At 47.1% G+C, this 23,591-nt stretch carries 24 protein-coding genes; 13 read left to right on the top strand and 11 right to left on the bottom strand.

Annotation, left to right across the window (positions count from 1 at the left end):
- Positions 1-17 precede the first annotated feature (17 nt).
- Positions 18-1,295 (top strand): amidohydrolase, encoded by a 1,278-nt coding sequence (locus NW199_RS02300; protein WP_022473193.1) that lies wholly within the window; start codon positions 18-20, stop codon positions 1,293-1,295.
- 123 nt (positions 1,296-1,418) lie between these two features.
- On the opposite strand, the gene nrdD is transcribed toward NW199_RS02300, so the two are convergent.
- Complete coding sequence (gene nrdD, locus NW199_RS02295; protein ID WP_249092204.1) at positions 1,419-1,601, bottom strand: anaerobic ribonucleoside-triphosphate reductase; 183 nt, start codon at positions 1,599-1,601, stop codon at positions 1,419-1,421.
- Positions 1,602-1,867: 266 nt separating this feature from the next.
- Here nrdD and NW199_RS02290 point away from each other — a divergent pair, with 266 nt between their 5' ends.
- Positions 1,868-2,473, top strand: coding sequence for a phosphoribosyltransferase family protein (locus NW199_RS02290; RefSeq protein ID WP_022473191.1), 606 nt, complete (start codon positions 1,868-1,870; stop codon positions 2,471-2,473).
- 55 nt (positions 2,474-2,528) lie between these two features.
- Here the strand turns inward: NW199_RS02290 and NW199_RS02285 are convergent, their stop codons facing one another.
- From NW199_RS02285 to NW199_RS02275, 3 genes are all read right to left on the bottom strand, one after another.
- On the bottom strand, positions 2,529-3,464 hold the full coding sequence (locus NW199_RS02285; RefSeq protein WP_258333515.1) for a DMT family transporter: 936 nt from the start codon (positions 3,462-3,464) through the stop codon (positions 2,529-2,531).
- 95 nt (positions 3,465-3,559) lie between these two features.
- A complete protein-coding gene (locus tag NW199_RS02280; protein ID WP_258333514.1) occupies positions 3,560-4,198 on the bottom strand; it encodes an isochorismatase family protein in 639 nt (212 codons plus the stop codon).
- 1 nt (position 4,199) lies between these two features.
- Positions 4,200-5,276, bottom strand: a complete 1,077-nt coding sequence (locus NW199_RS02275) for an NAD(P)H-dependent flavin oxidoreductase (RefSeq protein WP_258333513.1) — start codon at positions 5,274-5,276, stop codon at positions 4,200-4,202.
- Positions 5,277-5,390: 114 nt separating this feature from the next.
- Between NW199_RS02275 and mnmA the strand changes: the two genes are divergently transcribed.
- Positions 5,391-6,482 (top strand): tRNA 2-thiouridine(34) synthase MnmA, encoded by a 1,092-nt coding sequence (gene mnmA, locus NW199_RS02270; RefSeq protein WP_249092200.1) that lies wholly within the window; start codon positions 5,391-5,393, stop codon positions 6,480-6,482.
- A 112-nt stretch (positions 6,483-6,594) separates the two neighbouring features.
- On the top strand, positions 6,595-8,721 hold the full coding sequence (locus NW199_RS02265; RefSeq protein WP_258333512.1) for an ATP-dependent helicase: 2,127 nt from the start codon (positions 6,595-6,597) through the stop codon (positions 8,719-8,721).
- A 41-nt stretch (positions 8,722-8,762) separates the two neighbouring features.
- On the opposite strand, the gene NW199_RS02260 is transcribed toward NW199_RS02265, so the two are convergent.
- Together NW199_RS02260 and NW199_RS02255 are read right to left on the bottom strand one after the other, a co-directional pair.
- Entirely contained in the window at positions 8,763-9,914 is a 1,152-nt protein-coding gene (locus NW199_RS02260; RefSeq protein ID WP_022473184.1) for a metallophosphoesterase, read from the bottom strand.
- Positions 9,915-9,982: 68 nt separating this feature from the next.
- Positions 9,983-10,912 (bottom strand): AraC family transcriptional regulator, encoded by a 930-nt coding sequence (locus NW199_RS02255; RefSeq protein ID WP_258333511.1) that lies wholly within the window; start codon positions 10,910-10,912, stop codon positions 9,983-9,985.
- Between the two features lie 284 nt (positions 10,913-11,196).
- On the opposite strand from NW199_RS02255, the gene NW199_RS02250 reads away from it, so the two are divergent.
- From NW199_RS02250 to NW199_RS02235, 4 genes are all read left to right on the top strand, one after another.
- Positions 11,197-11,958 carry a carboxymuconolactone decarboxylase family protein gene (locus tag NW199_RS02250; RefSeq protein ID WP_258333510.1) on the top strand — a complete coding sequence of 254 codons (762 nt, stop codon included), beginning with the start codon at positions 11,197-11,199 and terminating at the stop codon, positions 11,956-11,958.
- Between the two features lie 228 nt (positions 11,959-12,186).
- A complete protein-coding gene (locus NW199_RS02245; RefSeq protein ID WP_022473181.1) occupies positions 12,187-12,483 on the top strand; it encodes a hypothetical protein in 297 nt (98 codons plus the stop codon).
- A gap of 74 nt (positions 12,484-12,557) precedes the next feature.
- Positions 12,558-12,872 (top strand): quaternary ammonium compound efflux SMR transporter SugE, encoded by a 315-nt coding sequence (sugE, locus tag NW199_RS02240; protein WP_022473180.1) that lies wholly within the window; start codon positions 12,558-12,560, stop codon positions 12,870-12,872.
- 11 nt (positions 12,873-12,883) lie between these two features.
- Positions 12,884-13,369 (top strand): pyridoxamine 5'-phosphate oxidase family protein, encoded by a 486-nt coding sequence (locus tag NW199_RS02235; RefSeq protein ID WP_258333509.1) that lies wholly within the window; start codon positions 12,884-12,886, stop codon positions 13,367-13,369.
- 66 nt (positions 13,370-13,435) lie between these two features.
- Here NW199_RS02235 and NW199_RS02230 read toward each other — a convergent pair whose 3' ends face one another.
- The 4 genes from NW199_RS02230 to NW199_RS02215 are packed head-to-tail and all read right to left on the bottom strand — an operon-like array spanning position 13,436 to position 16,360.
- On the bottom strand, positions 13,436-14,155 hold the full coding sequence (locus NW199_RS02230; protein WP_022473178.1) for an amino acid ABC transporter ATP-binding protein: 720 nt from the start codon (positions 14,153-14,155) through the stop codon (positions 13,436-13,438).
- Positions 14,142-14,804 carry an amino acid ABC transporter permease gene (locus tag NW199_RS02225; RefSeq protein WP_022473177.1) on the bottom strand — a complete coding sequence of 221 codons (663 nt, stop codon included), beginning with the start codon at positions 14,802-14,804 and terminating at the stop codon, positions 14,142-14,144. Before NW199_RS02225 ends, NW199_RS02230 begins: the two co-directional genes overlap by 14 nt.
- A gap of 24 nt (positions 14,805-14,828) precedes the next feature.
- Complete coding sequence (locus NW199_RS02220) at positions 14,829-15,566, bottom strand: basic amino acid ABC transporter substrate-binding protein (protein ID WP_258333508.1); 738 nt, start codon at positions 15,564-15,566, stop codon at positions 14,829-14,831.
- Between the two features lie 41 nt (positions 15,567-15,607).
- Positions 15,608-16,360 (bottom strand): basic amino acid ABC transporter substrate-binding protein, encoded by a 753-nt coding sequence (locus tag NW199_RS02215; protein WP_022473175.1) that lies wholly within the window; start codon positions 16,358-16,360, stop codon positions 15,608-15,610.
- Between the two features lie 625 nt (positions 16,361-16,985).
- Between NW199_RS02215 and NW199_RS02210 the strand changes: the two genes are divergently transcribed.
- Positions 16,986-17,828 (top strand): pyridoxamine kinase, encoded by an 843-nt coding sequence (locus NW199_RS02210; protein ID WP_258333507.1) that lies wholly within the window; start codon positions 16,986-16,988, stop codon positions 17,826-17,828.
- 14 nt (positions 17,829-17,842) lie between these two features.
- On the opposite strand, the gene dacB is transcribed toward NW199_RS02210, so the two are convergent.
- On the bottom strand, positions 17,843-19,201 hold the full coding sequence (dacB, locus tag NW199_RS02205; RefSeq protein ID WP_258333506.1) for a D-alanyl-D-alanine carboxypeptidase/D-alanyl-D-alanine endopeptidase: 1,359 nt from the start codon (positions 19,199-19,201) through the stop codon (positions 17,843-17,845).
- Positions 19,202-19,441: 240 nt separating this feature from the next.
- Between dacB and NW199_RS02200 the strand changes: the two genes are divergently transcribed.
- The 4 genes from NW199_RS02200 to NW199_RS02185 all read left to right on the top strand — a co-directional run bounded on the left by NW199_RS02200 (position 19,442) and on the right by NW199_RS02185 (position 23,580).
- The gene (locus NW199_RS02200; protein WP_022473172.1) at positions 19,442-19,729 is read left to right on the top strand and encodes a co-chaperone GroES; all 288 of its coding nucleotides are present in this window, start codon (positions 19,442-19,444) and stop codon (positions 19,727-19,729) included.
- A gap of 40 nt (positions 19,730-19,769) precedes the next feature.
- Positions 19,770-21,404 carry a chaperonin GroEL gene (gene groL / locus NW199_RS02195; RefSeq protein WP_022473171.1) on the top strand — a complete coding sequence of 545 codons (1,635 nt, stop codon included), beginning with the start codon at positions 19,770-19,772 and terminating at the stop codon, positions 21,402-21,404.
- A 74-nt stretch (positions 21,405-21,478) separates the two neighbouring features.
- Positions 21,479-22,108 (top strand): YigZ family protein, encoded by a 630-nt coding sequence (locus tag NW199_RS02190; RefSeq protein WP_258333505.1) that lies wholly within the window; start codon positions 21,479-21,481, stop codon positions 22,106-22,108.
- Between the two features lie 119 nt (positions 22,109-22,227).
- Positions 22,228-23,580 (top strand): dicarboxylate/amino acid:cation symporter, encoded by a 1,353-nt coding sequence (locus NW199_RS02185; RefSeq protein ID WP_022473169.1) that lies wholly within the window; start codon positions 22,228-22,230, stop codon positions 23,578-23,580.
- The last annotated feature ends 11 nt before the right edge of the window (positions 23,581-23,591 follow it).

Below are 23,591 nucleotides of genomic sequence, written 5' to 3'. Positions count from 1 at the left end.
TTGATAGGAAGTAGAAAATGGATAAAACAATTTTTGACGAAATGATCGCCACTCGTCGTCATTTGCATACCATTCCGGAAGAAGGCTGGACGGAGTTTGAAACAACCTATTTGGTTGCTCAGCGCTTAAAAGAATTGGGTTACACCGATATCCGTTTGGGCACCCAAATTATCAATCCTGAAAACGTCTTGGGCCGCAACGAAAAGACAGTCGCTGAAGCCATTAAACGCGCCGAGGGCCATGGAGTTCCTCATGAATTCATCGAAAAAATTGAAGGCTACACCGGCTGCGTTGCCGTTTTAAACACCGGTCGTCCCGGCCCTGTCACCGCCTTCCGTTTTGACATGGACTGCAATCCTGTCGAAGAAACCGACGATCCTGATCACGCTCCTAATCGTTTGGGATTCCGCTCCACTCATCCGGGTTTCATGCACGCTTGCGGCCACGATGGTCATACCGCCCTGGGCCTTGCTGTCGCTCGCTGGTTGATGGAACACAAAGACGAGCTTAAAGGTACTTTCAAACTCATCTATCAGCCTGCCGAAGAAGGTGTTCGCGGAGCCGTGGCTATCGTCGGTTCCGGTGTCTTGGATGATGTAGACATCATCGTAGGCTCTCACTGTGGCGGCAAGGTCAAGTTGGGAGAAGTCGGCTTAGTGCACAAGGGAGTCCTTGCCAGCACCAAATTTGATATCTATTTCAAAGGCACGCCCTCACATGCCGGCAACAATCCTCACAAAGGCCACAGTGCCCTGTTGGCAGCCAGTGCTACCGCCATGATGATTGTGGGCATTCCGCGCCATGGCGAAGGCGCCTCTCGTGTTGCTGTCGGCAGACTGGTTGCCGGTGAAGGCCGCAACGTCACGCCTGTTCACGCTTATATGCAAACAGAAGTACGAGGCGAAACGGCAGAGATCAACGATTACCTTTGCCAAAAAATTGAACATATCGTCAAAGGTAATGCCGAGTCTTATGAAGTTGAAGGTCGGATTGAGAAAGTGGGCGAAGCCACAACGATTATCGAGTGCCCGGAAGTACTCAATGATCTCAAAGAAATTGCCAAGGGCATTCCTGAAGTCAGCAACGTGGTTGATCTCTGCTCGCCCGCCGGCAGTGAAGACTTCACCATGATGTTGCGCCGAGTGGTAGAACGAGGCGGCGTTGGCGGCATGTTCCGCTGGGGCTGCAACCATCACGGCCACCATCGCTCAGACTTCGATTTGCAAGACACGCAATCCATGCCGATTGGCTTTGAGGTCTTTACCCGTTACGCAAAGAAAGTTAACGGAATCTAACGCTCCTTTTCTTTGACCAGCTCCCAGAAAATGAATTTTTCTGGGAGCTTTTTAGTCGTCAGAAAAAATAAACGCCTAAAACGCGCGGATGCGAGACAGGCGTTTTTAACAAAATAGACAAACTTACTTTCCTGCTGGCGCCTTTTCGTCCAAGTGGCACTTGCTTTCTACAAAGCACTTGCGTTCATAGAATTCGCCCTTTTTACCGGTATTGAAGGAAGACACCGGGCGGTGATAGCCCATCACACGCGTCCAAACTTCGCAGGGTTGGCGTTCGCTATCCTTTAATTGCACTTGTTCAGCCATAATTCTCTCCATTCGTTTCAATCTTTCGGTCAGATCAATATAGCACAATAGATAGTGTTCTGTTTAATACTTTTTATCAATATGTTCCATAGTTTATTGACATCATCGCGTTTCAATTAAGAGGTGTCCGGCTATTTTTTTCTTTAATTCTTCCGAGTAATGTCTATTTTCTCGCGAATCATAATTGTGACGATATACAATTACGGTATTCACAACACCGTTCGAATTCTTCGATCGGTTATTTTCTTTTTTCCCGCGGGTGAGACATGAAATACTTTGATTTTGAACTTCTGGGTATCAAGCGCAAGTTGCCTTTCGTTAAAGTCGCAGGCAGACTCGCTTTGGCCAGTTTTGTCGTTATTTCCGACACTGAGCTTGTAAAGGCAGCTGCCCCCGAACTTGTTAAGCGCTTGCCTGAAGTGGATCTTTTACTCACAGCGGAAGCCAAAGGCATTATTCTTGCCTACGAAATGAGCCGCATCATGGGAATGGAAAATTTTGTTGTCGCCCGCAAGAGCTACAAACCCTACATGCAAAATGCACTTTCCCATACCTTACGTTCCGTCACCACGCAAAAAGAACAAACGCTTTGGCTTGACGGACACGAAGCAGAACGTATCCGCGGCAAACGGGTCGCCATCATTGATGACGTTTTTGCAACGGGTGAATCACTTGCTGCTGTTGAAGCGCTCGCCACAGCCGCCGGTGCCAAGGTCGTTGCCCGCGCTGCCATTTTGGCTGAATTGGAATCTGTCGGCAGACCGGATTTGATTTACCTGAAAGAACACTATGTGTTCCGTGCGGAAGATGATGGCACGTTTACACCGATCAAAACACTAAAAGAAATGGAAGAGGCAAAGAACGCCAAATAAAATAAAACCGGTCCAAAATTCAATCGAATTCGGACCGGTTTTTTAGCACCTACAATTAGTGATCGCGAGCCTCTTTATGACGCAAGTGACGTTGCAGGCCTTCGGGCGTGTGCTTGGCTTCTTCCAAAGCACGTTGTTTTTCTTGACGAGTGAAGTAACTGGCCAAAATACCGGCCACCACAATCATCACCATACCGCCGATAACAGCCATGCTGACACTGTCACCAAAAACGAAAACACCCATTAGTGTCGAGAACAAAATAACGGTGTACTGCAGTGCGCCACTTAGGACAAGATTGCCTCGGCTAAAGGCAATTGTCAGGAAGAACTGGGCACAGGTCGAGCAAATCACAAACCCTGCGATAGCCACTGCTGCAACCCACGTCGGCATAGTAAATCCTCCATCGATCAAGGTTCCGACAAGGCCGCAAAGCGTGCCGACTAAAACAAAATAAAAGAGAATTCTTAGCTCAGGCTCTTTCATTAGACCCAAGCGTTTTACGTAAGTCGTAGCCACTGCCGTGCAGAAACCGGCCGCCAAACCCACACCGGCCGCAAAGTATTCATCTGGCGTAATGGTTGGTGAGAGCATCACAACCACACCGAAAAAGCCTAATAAGAGCGTTGAAAGCAACTTCCAGTTAATTCCTTTGTGCTGCGACATCATGATGCCAATCGTAAAACAGCCGATAAACAAAGGAGAGGTGTAGTTCAGCGTCATCGCCAAACCGACATTGAGGTGTGAAATGGAATAAATCCCAGCCATCACGGCGCCGGCCCCCACAAATGAGCGGATCATGTGATCAATCGGGTGGGCCGTATGCACGGTGATATGCTGTATGCGCATCATCGTGTAAAAAATGATTAAACCAAAAATGGAGCGGTAGAAAAGAACTTCAAAAGAACCTATCCCCTCAATGCTAGCGAATTTAATACAAACCGCATAGAGGGCAAAAAACATAGCCGCGACAACCATCCACAATGACTGCATGATTAGACTTTTTCGTAAGGGTTAACGATCAATAAAGTGTAGTCCTAAAAAAAGAGGCCCTCAAGCCTCCTTTTTTAACTAAACTCAAAAATCCTTTAACGGATTTCCCTATTGATGACTTCATTACTTGTCACAAACTTCACTCCCTTGGCCTTCAAAAGGCCAATGCCCGTGTCATCCTCTGCAGTTAAACCGGCAACCGCATCCGTCACCCAATAGAGTTGATGTTCGTAGTGCAAGGCATCTAAGGCTGTTCTGACCAAAGAACCGTCTCGCGACAATCCGCACAGATAAATACGATTGACGAAACGATCTTCGCAGTACGATTGTAACCCTGTCTGCGTTTTGCGATCTGCTTCTAAAAATGCCGAATAAGTGTCAATTTGTGCATTTGTTCCTTTCAAGATGGCAATCACTCGAGACATGGGTAAGCGCAGTCCCCGAGCAAAGTCTGCTCCTGTGGAACCTTCCACACAAAACTTTGGCGTCAAAACGATCTTCTGACCATCGCAGTCAATATGCTCGCCGGGTTTCATTCCTGCGTGAGAGTCAGCAAAAACAACATGATTGTCTGGTCTGAATTCTTGAGTGGCGATGACACGATCAAAAGTTGCCGCCATCTTCGAGATCGGTTCCAATACCGCTTCAGCTCCCGCAACCGGTAAGGCCCCATCTTTCATAAAATCATTTTGCACATCTTGAACCAAAAGGGCCGTGAAAATCTTAATCGGCATGCTACTCACTCCAACAATCTTTTAAATCATTGAATAATTTCGTCACTATAGCGCAAGTCATTCCCTTGGGAGCAGTCTGCGCGGCTTGCCCTAAAGCCATTTCCAATAAATCTGGGCGATTTTGAGCAATAGCCGCAGCAAAAATCGGAGCCAGTACACGCAGTTGACCAGGATAAGAACTTACAGCCAAACCCGCTTGGGACAAGGCTTCGATGATTCCAGTTGGTATTAGACGCGTTGCACGCCCAGTACCGACGTCTGACAAACGAGTAGCCGTATCATCACACCAGGGAATCTGATCTTTGAGCGACAGCGGCCACGCCGATTCTTCACTTCTTAGTAAAAGAGAACCCAATTGCGCCCCACACGCTCCCAGCATCATCGCTGCGCAAACTTGCTGCGCGCTCATCATGGCACCAGCGGCCACAACAGGCGTGTCCCCACAAACACGAACCACGGGCGGCAAGAGTGCCATCAAGCCGATTTGAGAACCTTCCAAAGGATTTTCGAAGTACTGTCTTGGACCTCCCGCTTCAATTCCCTGAGCGATGATGACAGAACAGCCGGCTGTTTTTAAAACCTTCGCTTCTCTAGTCGAATTGACCGCCCCCATCATGGGAATCTGTCGAGCTTCCAGAGCCTCTGCATAAATTTCACGAGGGCCGCCGAAGCTAAAACTTACGACTGGCACGTCCGCTGACAATATGGCCTCAAACTGCTCGTCAAAAGCAGGAATATCCGCCATTTGATGCGCCACTCCCAACTCTTCTCTTAAGGGTTCAAGCGCATCAAAAAGATTTTTTGTAGCAACTTTGTCTTCCGGTGCCCGGGGAGAGACTCGAATATTTAAAGCAAAAGGTTTTGAAGTAAGCGTTTTAATTCTTTTAACAGCGCTCACAATTTCATCGGCATTCATTAAGCCGCATGGCATCACACCTAGCCCCCCAGCCTCACTTATCCCCGCCACCATTTCCGGCGTCGTTGCTCCCATCATCGGCGCTCCGATGAACGGCGCTTCAATTCCTAATAGTGAAGTGAGTCGTTGAGCTTGTTCGCTCAATTTCTTTTGCATTGACATCAGAAAATCCTAAAAAACTTCATGTGCATTGCCAAAATTAACTTCGCTATTTTACAGGTTGCCATCGCAACCTATAATTGCACTCATCGCAATTCAATTTTTAGGATTATCGGCATGGGAAAGCGTGTTGTGGTCGGTCTGTCCGGCGGCGTTGACTCTTCTGTTTCCGCTTATTTACTGAAAAAACAGGGCTACGATGTAATCGGTCTTTTCATGAAAAATTGGGAAGATGACGATGATAGTGAATATTGTTCTTCACGTCAGGATTTCATCGATGCCACAAGCGTAGCGGATGTGATCGGCATTGATATTGAAGCCGTTAACTTTGCCAAAGAATACAAAGAACGTGTGTTTGCTGATTTCCTGCGCGAATATTCAGCAGGCCGTACACCGAATCCAGATGTGCTTTGCAATGCTGAAATTAAATTCAGAGCTTTCCTTGATTATGCAATGGATATGGGGGCCGAGTGCATTGCCACCGGTCACTATGCCAGAACTCGCCTGACCGCTGATGGAAAAACACAGCTTCTTCGTGGTTTAGACGAAACCAAAGATCAAAGTTATTTTTTGCATCGACTCACCCAAGAACAAATTTCCAAAGTGATTTTCCCTGTGGGTGAATTGCGCAAAACGGAAGTTCGCCGTATCGCAGAAGAAATCGGACTGCCTAATGCCAAAAAGAAAGACTCCACCGGCATTTGTTTTATCGGTGAGCGGCCGTTCCGGGAATTTCTAAATCGTTACTTGCCGACACACCCCGGTCCCATGAAAACAACGGATGGCCGCGTGGTCGGTGAACACATGGGCCTGGCTTTCTACACTTTGGGACAGCGCAAAGGAATTGGCGTTGGCGGCAGTCGCGAGGGCAACGGTGAGCCTTGGTTTGTCGCAAAAAAAGACATGGCAACCAATACGCTTTGGATTGCCCAGGGACATGATCATCCTTGGCTTTTGAGCCATCACTTAACCGCTGTCATGCCCAGTTGGGTTAGCGGAAATGCTCCGCTTGAAGGCAGTCAGCTCACCGTGAAAACCCGTTATCGGCAAAAAGATGGGAATTGCACTGTCAGCCAAATCTCAGAAAATGCGTTCACTCTGAACTTTGACGAACCCCAATGGGCCGTCACCCCTGGACAAAGCGCGGTTATTTATGACGGAGAGGTTTGTCTTGGCGGCGGCTTCATTGACGTAATTGATCAACACTAGGTTTTCACAATATCCATTTCCCCCACAGATTCCTTCAACTTTCAAAACTAAAAGTTGGAGGAATCGTGTTTTATACTTTTTCTGTTGAGGCTTAATTTTTTCGGACACAAAAATGCTGGCATGGTTGAGTGGATTAAATCCTGAGCAACAGAAAGCGGTTATGTCCACTGAAGGTTATGTTCGTGTGTTAGCAGGCCCCGGCACCGGTAAAACACGAGCTCTGACCGCTCGCTACTGCTACCTCACAGAAACATTAGGCGTGTCCGCTAAAAATATTTTGTGCGTCACTTTTACCAACAAGGCCGCCAACGAAATGAAGCAACGCATTCGTCAATGGCTAGGCGACTTGGATTTGGGCTATATCTGTACGTTGCATGCTTTCTGTGTTCAATTTTTAAAAGAAGAAATTCACGTTCTGCATTATCCGAAGAATTTCATCATTTTGGATGTAGAAGATCAGCGAGTATTACTATTAAAAATTTTTGAAGAAATGAGCCTAACGCTCAAAGAGGCCACGATTAAACAGAAAATTGACGAAGTACTGGAAGCCAGAAAACTCACGGCCGGTAGCTACATCGATGAAATCTTTACGTTGAGTAACTCCGAACTTGAAAAACGAATTCAATTGGCAACTGACGTTAACGATGGCATATTTTTGCGCTATCTCTATGAGCAAAAGAAAAACTATGCCTGTGACTTTAACGATTTAATCAACTTCACCGCCTACATTCTTAAACACTATCCCGACATTCTCCAAAAATGGCAGGACCGCATGCAGTACGTGATGGTTGATGAATTCCAAGATGTCAGCGCCAAACAATATTCCATCGCTCAAATGCTTTCAGGCAAGCACCATAATCTTTTCATTGTCGGCGATCCTGACCAAACGATTTACACTTGGAGAAACGCTCACGTTAAACTCTTCTTGGATTTCGATAAACAATATCCGGATGCCCAAACCATCGTTCTGCAAACAAATTACCGCTCAAGCCCAGAAATTTTAAAAGCTGCCGACACGCTCATTCAGAAAAATGTTCTTCGTTATCCAAAGGTATTGAAGGCCACCAAACCGAATGGTCCCAAGCCCCTCTTTTTCCACGCACAAAGTGAAAAAGAAGAAGCCGATTGGATTAGCCAAGAAATAAAAAAATTAATCAATGCCGGCAACCGATATGATCAGATTGCAGTTTTATATCGTTCTCACTTTTTGAGTCGGTCAATTGAAGAAAGTTTTGTCAAAAACGTCATTCCTTACAAGATTTATAGCGGAATCGAATTCTATGCACGGGCAGAAATTAAAGACTGTCTCTCTTACTTGCGTATGCTAACGACAGCCGATGATATTGCCTTTCTGCGAACGATCAACACTCCGGCTAGAAAAATCGGCAAGAAAAAACTGGAATTTCTAAAGACTGTGGCAGAGACAGAACATTGCTCTCTCTACGAAGCTCTAAGGAAGACTTTAGAGCAGGATTTATTCCGATCAACCGGAGCTAAGCAGTACGTCTACGCCATTGAAACAGTGAAAAAAGATGGGCACACCTTATCGCTAGGTTCTGTTTTACAACGAATTCTTGATATGAGTGGCTATGAAAACTATTTGAGGCTTCAGTCTGATCAAGAACGTTTGGATAACGTAGCAGAACTTAAACGAGCCATTGAAGAAGAAGGACAGGATCCCGACGCAACACTTCAGGAGTTTTTAAATAAGACCGCTCTACTTAGTAATTTAGATCGAAAAGAAAAGCATGAAGCCGTTAAGGTGATGACGATCCACTCCGCAAAAGGCATGGAGTTCCCTTACGTCTTTATTTGCGGACTCAATGAAGGTGTTTTTCCTTCTAAAAAAATTTCCACGCCTGAAGAAATGGATGAAGAAAGACGAATTGCCTATGTTGCCATGACCCGTGCTATCAAAGCCCTGTATTTAAGCGACAGTGAAGGGTTTTCTAATGACAACGTTTTCAAACTTCCTTCTCGATTCATTTTTGATGCCGGGCGTGAAAATTTAACTTATGTCCGTGAATTGCCGGCGAGCTTTGAGGGACGGGTCAATCGAATAGCCAGCCCCAACATGATTCAACGGTTTCAAAATGGAGACCGTGTTGTGCACCCGGTATTCGGTTGTGGAACCATTATGGATGTGGATACCCAAACGCAGTCCTACAAAATTCAATTTGATCAGTTAAAAACGGAACGCAATATTCAATTCAAAGTGCCGCTAAAGCATTTCCAATGAAAAAGGCGGTTCGCCATTGAACCGCCCCACCGTAGTCGCATCTATTTCCTAGGTTCTGGTTTTGACCTTAAAACAATTTCTGTGATCTCCGAGGGATCCATGACGCGAAGCGCCATTCCGGTCCAAAGACCGGTTCCTGGAGAAACATAAAGTTGCGTTGTTTTATTGGCTTGATAGAGACCTGAGACAAAACCGTCGTTAAAGAAAGCAACAACCGGCTGCATCAGGGCATAAAGACCGCCATGCGTATGCCCGGAAAGCTGTAAATCCACGCCTTCCAAAGTCTTGGCACCCTTAGGTTGGTGAGCAAGCAAAATGGTCGCCGCATCCGGAGCTCCCTGCAGGGCTTTCTTCAAATCGGGGCCCGTAGCTCCGTAACGCACCGCCGAGCGGTCAGTGGTTCCAGCCAAAACCAATTGAGCGCTTCCACGGGTAATAACGTGGTGGCGATTTTCAAGCATCGTCACACCGCTGTCCTCGAAAAATCTCACCCATGCAGCCGCACCATGATGCCACTCATGATTTCCCGTTACACCATAGACGCCATCTTTGGATTTAATCCTGCCGTAGGCCTGTACCTCTTGTGCCAAAGAAGCTTCAGTTCCCTCAATCATGTCGCCAACCAGAACCACTGCGTCAGCATCCAATTCGTTGGCAGTATCAATGACAGCCTCTAGCCACGGACGTTTTAAGAGTTGTCCGACATGCAAGTCGGCCATCTGCACAATTCGATAACCATCAAATTCAGGAGCGAGGCGATCCAGTGTAATTTCCACACGATGCACCGTCGGCACTGTCAGAGCATAGTGAGTACCAGATATGGCAGCTGCTACTGAAAAAATTAAAAGAAGCCAACGATTTTTTGCTTCTTTTAATGGCCAAGGCACATGAGAACCGGTTGCCTTATTGACAACGGTCACCAATACAAAAAGAAGGTCTTTGACCACTAACAAAGGTACCAAGACCAGCAAAATGTTAAAAAGCGACTCCCAAACAATCAGCGTTGTCTCTGAAAGTTGGGGATTAAACATGTGCCCGCCGAAATAGTAGTAATAGGAAAATTTCTGACTGATGGCGAGGAAAAAGACCGTCAAGCCCAGCTTGACCTTCCAAGAAGCTTTAAATGGCAGCACATAACTTAGAAAAACATAGGCCACCAAAACCAATGAAATAATCATTAAAACATTAATCACGAAAAATTCCTTCCGTATCATCGACTTCAGACGGCGTATTTTAGCCGCCTGAAGTCAAAAGTACCGAACTATTGCATAGACATGAACGACTCTCTTCCCAACCCCCGTTGCTGTTTAATGTCTCGATAGGGTGGCAGACCGAACTGTCGTTTGTATTCCCGATTAAATTGACTGGGGCTTTCGTATCCCACTGCGTAGCAAGCCGTGGTGGCATCCATTTTCTGAGTCAACATCAGCCGCTTGGCTTCGTGCAAACGCAGACTCTTATGAAATTGAAGCGGTGTCATACAGGTGACTTCTTTGAAATGACGGTGAAAGGTTGAAACACCCATATGCACGTTATCGGCCAATTCCGACACACTCAAAGGAGAGGCGTAATTTTCACGCAACCAAGCGATAGCCTTAGCAATCTGGGCGCTAGCTCCCTGCTTGGCATTAAATTCTCGAAGACTCGTACCCAGTGGACTTTGCAGAACACGGAAATAAATTTCCCGAATAATCATTGGAGCCAACACCTTGGCCTCAACCGGTTTATCCAATAGCCGCATCAGGCGCAGCACCGCTTCCCACACATCATCATCCACCTGTCCCACGCAAAGCGCTTCATTAACCGGCTTTTCTGGCAAACCGTGAATTTCTTCCAATTGCATAATGAGATCTGACAACACCGAACGGTCAATCTCCACTGCAAGAGACAAAAACGGATGTTCGTGAGTGGCACCAATTGTGCAAAACGTTGCCGGGACATCGACCCCAACCACTAAGCAGTGATTTTTTCCATAAACGTATTCTTTATCACCAATAACAGAACGCTTTTGCCCATCAACGATAAAGGCCAAACTCGTCGAATAAATACTGGCCCCTTCACAGTTACCCTGCTCACGTCTGGATAGACTTAAACCCGGAATAATCGTGGGAAAGGTTCCCAGTTCCGGCGTATGCTCAAGCGTGATGGCTCTGAGCTCTTCGTTCATTTTCTCTAATCTTTCACTTTGCATAATGACACCTCACTAGTGTCTATTATTGGCAAAAATCGTTTTCTCAAACAAGACAAAATTGATCACGTTTTTGCCTAATCCTCTCAAATTACATATTTTTACTTTATTTCACAATGAATTATTGACCAAAACCCTCATTGACCAATTCATTTCTAAAAAAGCTCTTTTTCAGTTTTAGGCAAAAATTCGCCCTTTTTGTAGAGGTTCAGTCAAGTCCTAATTTTTAGACTTAACGCATAACCCTCCAAACAAGGAGAATACGAATGAAAAGAAGGACTTTATTGATGAGCAGTTCCATTATTCCCGCGGCTTTTGCCGCCGACGCCCTCGCAACACCGAGTGCACAAGATAGTCAATTGTCTAAGATGGATCCGGATTTCTCAGCGATTGAAGACTACTTGCTTAAAAAAGAAATGTCGAAAGCCGGTGAAATGTCAGTTAAAAATCGCACCATGATCACTTTGGCTGCGCTGACAACCATCAGTGGCGTAACCCGTCTTCATCAGGCTACGGCGGATGCACTCAATGCTGGTATGTCTGTGGTGGAAATCAAAGAAACGCTTTATCAGTGCGCCCCCTACATCGGTATTACCCGGGTTGAAAGTGCTCTCGCGGAAGTCAACGACGCCTTGCAAAAGCTGGGACAAAATCCAATCCCAACTTCGCAAAGCACGGTCAATGAAACTACGCGCTTTGAAAAGGGACTCGCAGTGCAAAAGGGCATTTTTGGTAACGCCATTGACAAAATGCATGCGTCAACCCCCGAAAATCAAGCCTATATCAGCAAACAGGCATTGACCGCCTACTGCTTCGGTGATTTCTACACACGCACAGGTCTTGACTTGAAAGCCCGCGAACTGATCACTTTCACCGCCATTATGTGTTTGGGCGGTTGTGAGCCACAGTTAAAAGCACACACGGCCGCCAACCTTTCTGTCGGCAACTCCAAACAGGATCTTATTGATACCATTATGGTCGCCATGCCGTATATCGGTTTTCCAAGAACGCTAAACGCATTGGCTGTTGTTAACGAAATCGCCAAATAGTTTTCTTTTCGAGCTAGCGCCGGTACTCTGTGCCGGCGTTTGTGCAAATCTTTGTGTCATTTCTCAAATATTTGAAAATTTCATCTCAATTGAAATGGTTTATCCATTTGATTCCATTGAATAAATTTCAGTTAACCAGGTATTCCTTAAAATTTTTTAACAAGTTGAGAGAAGTATTTCCTAGTAACTTGAGATACTGAAAAGCAGAAGAAATGAGGAAAAAGAATCATGCCATTTCAGTTCAAAAGCGAAGAAGTCCATTGCATTATGAAAGCGTGCGAGAACCACACTTTTAGCGGTCCGAAGCCTGCTTGTTTAGCAAACTTAACTCAACGGTTGACTCTTTCGGCGAAAGAATTCCGAGACCTTGTCCGTTATCTCAAGAGCGTTGCGATGGCTGGTATTCACAATGGCACTGTTGGTTGCGGTTTGGCCTACCGCCAATACTTGATGAGTTCCTACAACGCCATGCGAGCGTTGGATATCTGCAATACGGTCAAAATGGCAAGCCTTCCTAGTCGCTAACTTTGTTATACTGCCAGGCAGCGGACGACCGCTCTTTGCACCATTGGGGACGGCCCCGGCTAAAGGAATGACTTATGGCCTGGCTGTCTTTATTTTTCGCCGGTTTAACTGAAATCGGCTGGGCAATCGCCCTGAAATACTCCCACGGTTTCACACGTCTCATCCCTTCAATCCTTGCGATTGGCGTGATGATTTTGAGTTTTTTCCTTCTTGCCCATTCCCTCAAAACGATCCCCATTGGTACGGCCTATGCAGTTTGGACCGGTATCGGCATCATGGGTACTGTCATTTTGGGAATTCTTTTATTTAACGAACCGGTGAGTTTTTGCCGGATTCTGTTCTTATCCATGATTTTGATCGGCATTGTCGGTCTTAAAGTCACTCAATAAGGAGCATATCCATGTTTCCCAACATGCGTCGCCACTTACAGCAAATCTCTCAGGAACGATCAATTGATATTTTGAGAAAAACCACCAATGCAGTGTTGGCTATTTTTGACAACATCACGGGCTATACGTACGCGGTACCTGTCAGTCCGGTCTACGACGAAGGGCACCTCTACATCCACAGTGCTCCGATGGGCCATAAAATTACGGCTCTTAAAGCCAATCCCAAAGTATCGTTATGCGTCATTGAAAAAGACGAAATCCATCCTGAAACGCTCACAAGTTACTTTCGAAGCGTTATTGTTTTCGGCACCGCACGATTCGTTACCGATCCTAAGGAAAAACTCGCCGTTTTAGAAAAACTCGTCGATAAGTTTGCTCCGGATTACCGAAAAGAGGGAGAAGCCGAAGCCCATCAAAAACTTGCCTACGTTGCCATCATCGATATTGCCATCGAACACATAACCGGCAAAGAGGCTATTGAACTCGTAGAACATTAACTCAAAAGATAAAAGGCCGAGAAAGGAATCTCCCCTCTCGGCCTCTGTCATTAAGCGACGTTTTCTTTAGAGCACTTTCGACAAGAATGCTTTCGTACGATTGTGCTGTGGATTACTGAAGATCTGCTCTGGCGTTCCTTCTTCCACAACGCTGCCGCCATCCATGAAGATCACACGGTCACCCACTTCACGGGCAAAACCCATTTCGTGCGTAACGACCACCATGGTCATACCTTCTTTGGCCAACTGCTTCATCACATCAAGCACTTCTTTGACCATTTCCGGGTCCAAAGCAGAGGTCGGTTCATCGAACAGTAAAGCCTTCGGACGCATCGCCAATGCGCGGGCAATAGCCACACGCTGTTTCTGACCGCCGGAGAGCTGAGAGGGGTATTGATCAGCCTTATTGCGCAAGCCCACCTTATCCAAAAGGCGGAACGCGATTTCTTCGGCTTTCTCTTTACTCATCTTACGAACCTGAATCGGAGCGAGTGTCAGATTTTGCAGCACCGTCATATTTTCAAACAAATTGAAGTGCTGGAACACCATTCCGACTTCCGCGCGGATGTGGTCAATATTGGTTTTATCATCGACTTCTTCACCGGCGATAAAAATCTTGCCTGCAGTCGGCTGCTCCAAATGCGTGATGCTACGCAAAAGCGTACTCTTACCAGAACCCGACGGACCGATGATCACCACCACTTCGCGCTCTTTGATCTCCATGTTCACACAAGGCAGAACGACATGATCGCCGAAGGCCTTTTTTAAGTCTTTAATTACGATCATTTGACTTAAACCTCTTTTCCAAATAAGCGACCAAACGGGTAATCGGCATGGTCATCAGTAAGTAAATCAATGCAACGGCAGTCCAAATTTCCATGGCACCGTACGTGCTGGCAATCACCAACTGACCTTGACGAGTCAATTCTTCGAAACCAATCACGGACACCAAAGAAGAGTCCTTCAACATGGCGATAAATTCATTGCCAAGCGGCGGGATGATTCGCTTAAACGCTTGGGGAATGATGATAAAGCGCATCGTCTGAGACCAATTCAAGCCTAAAGAACGACCGGCTTCCATCTGACCCTTATCAATCGACTGAATACCGGCACGGAAGATTTCGGCAATGTAAGCGCTGCTGTTGATACTGCAAGCCACAATTGCCGCAATGAAGGGATCAATACGCGTCCCGATCAAAAGCGGCAATGCAAAGTAGATCATAAAGATCTGAACCAAGAGTGGCGTGCCGCGCAAAAAGTCCACATAGACTTTTGCAGGAACTCTGAAAAAGGCTACACGGGAAATCTGGGCGATACCGATAAAAAGACCGAAGAATAACCCCAGGCCCACGCTGATCGCCGTAATCTGAACCGTGACGCACGCCCCTTGGAATAGCAAGGGAAGCGAGTCAATGATAAGTTGAAAGTCAAACATTTTTTATTGTGTATTCTCTATGAATTAATGAGCGCCAAACCACTTGGTGAAGATCTTGTCATAGACACCGTTGGCGCGAATGCGCTTAAGACCTTCGTTGAGTTTTTCAATGAGGGCCTTGTTGCCTTTTTTAACAGCCATGCCGTAATGCTCTGCATCGAAGACCTGAGGCACAGTCGTGACTGTCTCATCACCGCGGCGGACCAAGTAATAGTCCACCACCGGCTTATCGTTAATCACAGCCGTACAGCCCTTTGTCTTTAATTCCATAAAGGCTTCCGTGATGCTGTTAAATTCGGTCACCTTGGCGTTTTTCACGCGCTTGGCCATCATGGCTCCGGTCGTACCGATCTGTGCACACAAACGTTGGCCTTCAAGGCTTTCAAAATTTGTGTACTTTTTGGCATCTTCCTTGCGCACCATGATCACAAGGCCGGACTGATAGTAGGGATCGGTGAAATCCACCCTCTTTTGGCGCTCCGGCGTAATCGTCATGGCGGCAACCGTCACATCGATGATTCCGGTTTGAAGCGACGGAATCAAGGCATCGAAACCCATGTTGTGCACACGCACGTCATCGCCCATTTCCTTAGCAACCGCTTCAATGATTTCCATGTCAAAACCGGTCAATTGCTTCGTTTGTTCATCCATGAATTCAAACGGTGCAAACGTTGCTTCGGTTCCAACACTGATTGTTGCCGCTTGAGCGCTTGTAGCCAAAGCAGCTCCGACAGCCAACGAGAGTAAAAATTTCTTCATCATTTTCTAATCCTTTCTACCATCCGGCCGGCTCTCAGCCTTCTTTATTTTTGGGCGCCGAACCACTTGGTATAGATCTTATCGTACTCGCCACTGGCCTTGATCTTTTCAAGACCGGTGTTTACCCAATCGGCAAGCTTCTGGTTGTTCTTTGCCACTGCGATACCATAATCTTCAGCCGACAAGGTTTCAGGCAAACGGAACACACCTTTAGTGCCGCGACGAGCCATATAGTAATCCATAACAGGCTTGTCATGCACAACCGCATCACATCCGCCCGATTGCAATTCCATGAAAGTTTCCGGAGCGTTATTGAATTCCTTCACGTTCTTGCCGGAGAATTTGCGAGCGGTGATCGCACCGGTCGTACCGATTTGAGCACACAGGGTCTTGCCCTTGACACTATCAATCGTGGTGTACTTACCTTTATCGGCTTCACGAACCATCACCGCCAAACCCGATTGATAATAAGGCGTTGAGAAAAGAACTCGACGCTTGCGTTGATCGGTAATGGTGATGCCGGACATGGCGATATCAATGGCTCCTGTTTGAAGAGAGGGAATCAGACCATCAAAGGGAACGTTGTGTAATTTCACCTCTGCGCCCTGAGCTTTGGCAATCGCCACAATCAATTCCATTTCAAAGCCGGCCGGCTGATTGTTTTCGTCCACGTATTCAAACGGAGCAAAAGCCATGTTTGAGCCCACGTTGTAAACTTCGGCAGCCTGTGCCTGAGCCATCACACCGGCAGCAGCCAAAATAGCCGCCATCGCAGTCATTTTTGCTTTAAAGGTCATTTTCTATCTCCTATGAGCATTTACCGGTGATTCGGTCTTATCGTTTTTGTCGCGCGCCGTCACCGCCAGTCCGTTTATTCGGTACAAAAAGAGCCACCGCTCAAGTTGTGAGGAGACAGTTTATTGATTCAATCTATTTAAACAAACCCCTTCAATTAATTCTGCCTTTTATCAATAGTCGAAAACACTCAACAAAAAGCCGACAATAAACATGATTAAAACAACATTCTTCGGCAATACCTTGAAAAAATCAGCATTCATTTTCAATTGCGATTCAAGAGCAAGGATATCGCTAAAGAAACTTGTTTCCCGTTTTTGAGAGTTATCGCTTCCAATTACTTAATTTTCCTTAGAAAATTATCGGATATTTTCTTTAAAAGAACCTTGTATAGCTTAAATATCCTTTAAATATCATATAGTTAGTTAAGTTTCAATTTTTTATCACCTACATTTTTTTGCTTTATTTTTGTCGACTAATTTTTTCTTTGAGTTAGCTCAAAGTTTCTGTTTTTCTGAAAAAAGGAACCTAGGTCAAACGAACTATGCACAGTCAAAGAAATCCGATTAGACTCTACTGCTCATTACTACAAATAAATAGCATCCCTCAATGTCAAGGAGTTTTTCCATGGCTACAAAAAGAGTTTTGGCAATTCACGATCTTTGTTCATTCGGTCGCTGCTCACTGACGGCAGCCATCCCGGTGATTTCTGCAATGGGCGCTCAAGTTTGTCCCTTTCCCACTGCCATTTTCAGCAATAACTTTACGTATGGCGACTTCACCTTCTCCGATTTCAGCTCAAAAATGAGCACTTTTATGGATAAGTGGCAAAAACTCGGCCTTACCTATGACTGTATTTACAGCGGTTTTTTAGCCGATATTGGTCAAATTGAAATCGTCAAAGAAGCAATCGCCCGCTTCGCCCGTTTAAATTCAAAAAACGTTCTTGTCGTTGTGGATCCTGCAATGGGCGATGATGGCGCTCTTTACCCAACATTAAATTCTGAATTTGTCACGCACATGCGCGCTTTGACAAAAGAAGCCGATGTCATCACCCCCAATTACACGGAAGCCTGTTTATTGCTTGATCAACCCTACAATTCGACGGCTCCCGACCATGACACCTTGCAAAACATTTGTCGCACGCTTGCCAGTGGTCATCAAAAACAAAAAGTTGTCATCACCAGTGTTCCGGCTGAAGAAGGACAAATTAAGGTGGCGTGCTACGACGCAGAGACCGATGCTTATCACGACTTCAGTACGCCGCGCATTCCTTTTGCGACCTGCGGAACAGGCGATTTATTCACAAGTGTTTTAACCGGAGCCATGCTTCAAGGGAAATCCTTAAACGAAGCCGTGTTACTCGCCATGAAGTTTGTGAGTCTTGCAATTGACTACACCTACAAGTCCGGCAGCGACTATCGGGAAGGCGTTCAGGTTGAACCCTGCTTGAAGCACTTGTTTGACTAAATTGGTTGGTCTTTTTAACCGTTGAAATAAATCCATTCGATCAAGCGATCAATGGGAGCATCCGTCTTGGTGGCATTTTTCCCCTGGACAACGGCGTAAAGCGCGTATCGCTTACCGCTTCTTGCCTGCACCATGCCACCGGCGGATTTCACATTATTAAGTAACCCCGTTTTGATGTAGGCATGGCCAGGAGCCACCTGACGCTTAGACATCGTGCCATCCGTTGCCGATATGGGAAATGATGAAATCCACTCCGGCATTCTGGCGCTCCTCCAACCATAGGCAATCAGTTTAGTCATCGCATGCGCCGTTACCCGACTTTTGCGAGATAGTCCCGATCCGTTATCTAGAGTGATTTCACCTGGCGCCGTTTTAACAGCCAACGTTAACCACTGCTCAACGATTTTTCGTGCGTGAGAATAGCTCGCCGGCCTTTGTGGACTGTCCTTAGCGGCCATTGTCAGCAAAAGATGTTTGGCAAAAACATTATTGCTGAACTTGTTGGTGAGTTTTACAAGCGTGCCTAAATCGTCCGACCAGGCATCAAATAAGAGCTGTGCCGCTTCAGGAACTCCTCCTTCAATGACCTTTCCATCCCAGGCTAATCCGACTTGACGAGAAACGCTCTTCATATAAACCTGCCAATACGAATTGGCATCCGGCACGAGATAAGCCAGGATTTTTTCATCACACCCCGCGGGCAAAGCCCCTTCAAATTGGGGAGACCAAGGATTTTCTATATCCAATTCCAAAGCCTGACGCCATTGCACACAGGCTTTGCGTCGAGCTAGCGGAACCGATACCGGAACTTCAAGTCCATCCACTTGAGGCGAGACGGTAACAAGCGCTCGCCTTTGCTCTTTTTGAGGCTTCAGGGTCAGCGCAATGGAACGGTAGTTTAAAAGCGCAGCATCCGCCGGCGCGGTATAAGGGCGATCCCAATCCTCTTCAAATTCAGGATCTTGCTTATCTTTTTCAAAGTACGAGCGATCAATAACAACGTCTCCTGCGATATGGTTAATCCCCATGGACTTTAGACGCGATAGGTCTCTCCACAAATTTTCAACCACATATTTAGGATCGCCCCCTCCCTTAATAAAAAGGGTTCCGATTAAAACGCCGTCTGAAATTTCCCCTGTGTAATAAAACGAGGTTTTCCAACGCCAATCCGGCCCCAAAAATTCCAAAGCCGCCAACGTTGTTACCATTTTTTCAGTTGAGGCGGGAATAACCTTGACTCGATCTCGCCAATTTAAAGAAAGCCGCCCCCCGTCCAAAGCTACCACGCTGGCAGCCATCTGATTCTTCTCTAGATTCTCAGACCGCAAAGCATCTGAAACTGTAGGTGGCAAAAAATTTTGCGCCCAAGCCATTTCCATTACAAAACAACAAGTTAACAATGAAATACAGCTTGAGAAAGTAAAATTTTTCATCTTTTTTAGCCTATCCCCTTGAAATCGAAAAAAGCATCCCCATATGAAGCATTAGTTTCAAGGGGTAAATGGTTCGGTTGCGCATATTGTCCCGCAATCGAAAAGAAATTTCCCAAAAATCGACCCAGAGTGGGTCTTTTTAGAATCGATTTTGAATTTAATAGTTAGGAGACATTCCAAATGCAAATTCGTCCTCTGCACGACCGTGTGATCGTCAAGCGCCTGGAAAGTGAACGTACGACCGCTGCCGGTATCGTTATTCCGGATAGCGCTGGTGAAAAGCCCGACCAAGGTGAAGTCTTGGCTGTTGGCCCTGGCAAGCGTGACGACGCCGGCAAGATCATCCCGATGGATGTGAAAGTGGGCGACCGCGTGCTCTTTGGTAAGTACGCCGGCCAAACCGTTAAGGTTGAAGGTGAAGAATTGCTCGTGATGCGTGAAGAAGACATCATGGGCGTGTTGGAATAATTTTCCGCCGGTACTGATTTATTAGTTGGAGTATTAACCCATGACTGCTAAACAAGTTCTTTTTGGTGATGACGCCCGCGTGCGCATGGTTCGCGGCATCAACATTTTGGCTAACGCCGTTAAAGTGACGTTGGGTCCGAAGGGTCGTAATGTTGTGTTGGATCGCAACTTCGGTAGCCCCTTGGTCACCAAGGACGGTGTGACGGTTGCCCGCGAAATCGAACTCAAGGATAAGTTCGAAAACATGGGCGCTCAAATGGTTCGTGAAGTGGCCTCCAAGACCAACGACAATGCCGGTGACGGTACAACGACCGCTACAGTTTTGGCTCAAGCCATCGTTGTTGAAGGTATGAAGTTTGTGGCCGCCGGCATGAATCCGATGGATTTGAAGCGCGGTATCGACAAGGCTGTTGAATGCGCCATTGCTGAATTGAAGAAGATCAGCAAGCCCGTGACCACCACGAAGGAAATCGCTCAAGTCGGTTCTATTTCTGCCAACAGCGACCACGAAATCGGTGAAATCATCGCTGAAGCCATGGAAAAGGTCGGCAAGGAAGGCGTGATCACGGTTGAAGACGGCAAGTCCTTGAAGAACGAATTGGATGTGGTCGAAGGTATGCAATTTGACCGCGGCTACCTCTCCCCGTACTTCATCACGAATCCGGACAAGCAAGTGGCTGTTCTTGAAAACCCGTACATCTTGTTGCACGACCAAAAGATCAGCAACATCCGTGATTTGCTCCCGATTCTTGAACAAGTGGCCAAGGCCGGTCGTCCGCTCTTGATCATTTGCGAAGACTTGGAAGGCGAAGCCCTCGCTACGCTCGTTGTGAACAGCTTGCGCGGTATCTTGAAGGTCTGCGCTGTTAAGGCTCCGGGCTTCGGTGATCGCCGTAAGGCTACCTTGGAAGATATCGCCATCTTGACGGGCGGCACGCTTGTCACGAAGGATATCGGTTTGTCTCTCGACAAGGCTACGCTTGAACACTTGGGTCAAGCCAAGCGCGTTGAAGTCAACAAGGAAAACACCACGATCATCAACGGCGCCGGTAACCCCGAAATGATCGAAGCACGTGTCAAGAACATCCGCACGCAAATCGAAAGCGTAACGAGCGACTATGACCGTGAAAAGCTTCAAGAACGTGTTGCCAAGTTGGCCGGTGGCGTTGCCTTGATCAAGGTCGGTGCTGCCACCGAAGTTGAAATGAAGGAAAAGAAGGCTCGTGTTGATGACGCCTTGCATGCTACCCGCGCTGCCGTTGAAGAAGGTGTGGTGCCGGGAGGCGGTGTTGCTCTCGTTCGTGCTCAGAAGGCTGTTGCTCAATTGAAGGGTGACAACGAAGAACAAACGGCTGGCATCAAGATCGTCTTGCGCGCCATGGAAGAACCGATGCGCCAAATCGTCGGTAACGCCGGTCTCGAACCGAGCGTGGTCGTGAACGCTGTGGCCAACGGTGAAGGCAACTACGGCTTTAACGCTCAAACGAGCGAATACGGCGACATGGTTGCCATGGGTGTCTTGGATCCGACCAAGGTAACCCGTACGGCCTTGCAAAATGCCGCTTCTGTTGCCAGCTTGATCCTCACCACCGACTGCATGATCGGTGACATCCCTGAAGACAAGCAACCTGTGGCCCCGGCTATGGGCGGTATGGACGGCATGCCGATGATGTAATCGGTATCAACCGAATGATCTGATACCTGGCCCGAGAAGGATTACTCTTTCCCGGGCCATTTCTTGCATAGACAATGGCTGACCGTTATAACGTTCCGAACCTTGCGGCCGGAGAAATTCACCGGGCGGAAGAAACGATTCACCGCTCTCGTTTCATCGTGACAATGGCTCGAGTGAGTTCTCCAGAAGAAGCTAAGGCATTTATCGACTCTGTCCGAGCCGAGCACGACCAGGCAACTCACAATTGTTGGGCGTACGTGGCAGGCGAACCTGGCAGTACGGCTCAAATCGGTGCCAGTGACGACGGAGAACCGAAAGGTACGGCAGGCCGTCCCATGCTTACAGTATTACTTCATTGCGGAGTGGGAGAGATCGCTGCGGTTGTCACCCGCTATTTCGGCGGCATTTTGCTGGGAACAGGCGGTTTGGTTCGTGCCTATCAGGGATTGGTTAAGTTAGGATTGGAAACTCTTCCAGTAACCGAACGCGTTCCATCCGATCTTTTGAAATTCACACTGGAACATCCTTTTGTCAATATTGCTCTTCGAGAATTTGAAAACCATCAGGTAAGAATTCTCGGAAAAGACTTCGCAATGGATGCCACCTTCACGGTTTCAGTTCCACAGTCACAAGCAGAAAACCTGATTAACACCCTCACTGAAAAAACATCAGGTGGTTTGCTTATTGAAAAAATACAGGGATAACCCGTACAATACCCGACGTGCGTCAAATTTTGGTGCTCTCTTTACAACTCTTGTGGGCTTCAGATCTCTGCCTAACTGTTTTCGAGATCGAGGTACCCGCCCTTACAGAAAGGACGGATATGAAAAAACCTATTTATAAAGTTCTGTACTTCCAGGTGATCTGCGCGATCATCATCGGTGTTCTTCTCGGCTATTTTTACCCGGACCTCGGCGCTTCCATGAAGCCTCTCGGAGACGGCTTCATCAAATTAATCAAAATGATTATCGCCCCGGTGATCTTCTGTACGGTTGTGACCGGTATTGCCGGCATGGAAGACATGAAAAAAGTGGGCAAAACCGGCGGCTTGGCCATTTTGTACTTTGAAGTCGTCAGTACCATTGCCTTGGTGGTCGGTCTTATCCTGGTTAACACCCTGGGGCCTGGCCGCGGCATGCACATTGATCCGGCTACGCTTGATGCCGGTTCTGTTGCCGTTTACACCTCGGGCGACAAGATGGAGTCAACGGCGCAATTCCTGATGAACATCATCCCGAACACGGTGGTGAGCGCTTTTGCTGAAGGCAACATTTTGCAAGTACTCTTTTTCTCCATCCTTTTCGGGATCGCTTTACACCAATTCGGTGGCCGCGGCACCTTGGTCTTTGACGTGATTGAAAAGAGCTCGCAAATCCTTTTCCAAATCGTCAACATGATCATGAAGGTCGCCCCGATCGGTGCGTTTGGTGCCATGGCCTTTACGATCGGCAAATACGGTGTCCAATCGCTTCTGCCTTTGGCCGAACTGATGGGTACGTTCTATCTCACCTGCCTGCTCTTTATCTTCGTTGTGTTGGGTGCCATTTGCCGCTACGCAGGTTTTTCCGTATGGAAATACATCTGCTACATCAAGGAAGAGCTTCTCATTGTGTTGGGCACGTCTTCTTCTGAATCCGCGCTGCCCAAGATCATGGATAAGCTTGAAAAAGCCGGTGTGAGCAAATCGGTCGTAGGTCTTGTTGTTCCGACCGGTTACTCCTTTAACTTGGACGGCACAGCGATTTACCTCACGATGGCAGCCGTTTTCATCGCGCAAGCTTGTGACGTTGACATGACGCTGACCCAAGAACTCACTCTTTTGGCCGTGCTGCTTTTAACAAGTAAAGGCGCTGCCGGTGTCACGGGTTCTGGCTTCATTGTTCTGGCCGCTACCCTCTCAGCCGTGGGTCACGTCCCCGTGGCAGGCCTCGCTTTGATTCTCGGCATCGACCGCTTCATGTCTGAAGCCCGCGCTTTGACCAACATCATCGGCAACGGTATCGCCACGATTGTGGTTGGCAAATGGTGTAAGGAACTCGATGAAGAAAAATTACACAGCGTCTTAGGTAAATCCGATGCGAAGATTCCTGAAATGCCAGAATTGCCGGAACCCAAAGTTTTCCGCGATACGCAGGAATTGAAATATATCCCTATCGACGACTACACTAACCGCTAATTTAAGGTAAC

The sequence above is a fragment of the Parasutterella secunda genome, from assembly GCF_024733725.1.
Taxonomy (GTDB): domain Bacteria; phylum Pseudomonadota; class Gammaproteobacteria; order Burkholderiales; family Burkholderiaceae_F; genus Aphodousia; species Aphodousia faecalis.
This window is presented reverse-complemented; position numbering and strand designations above follow the sequence as displayed.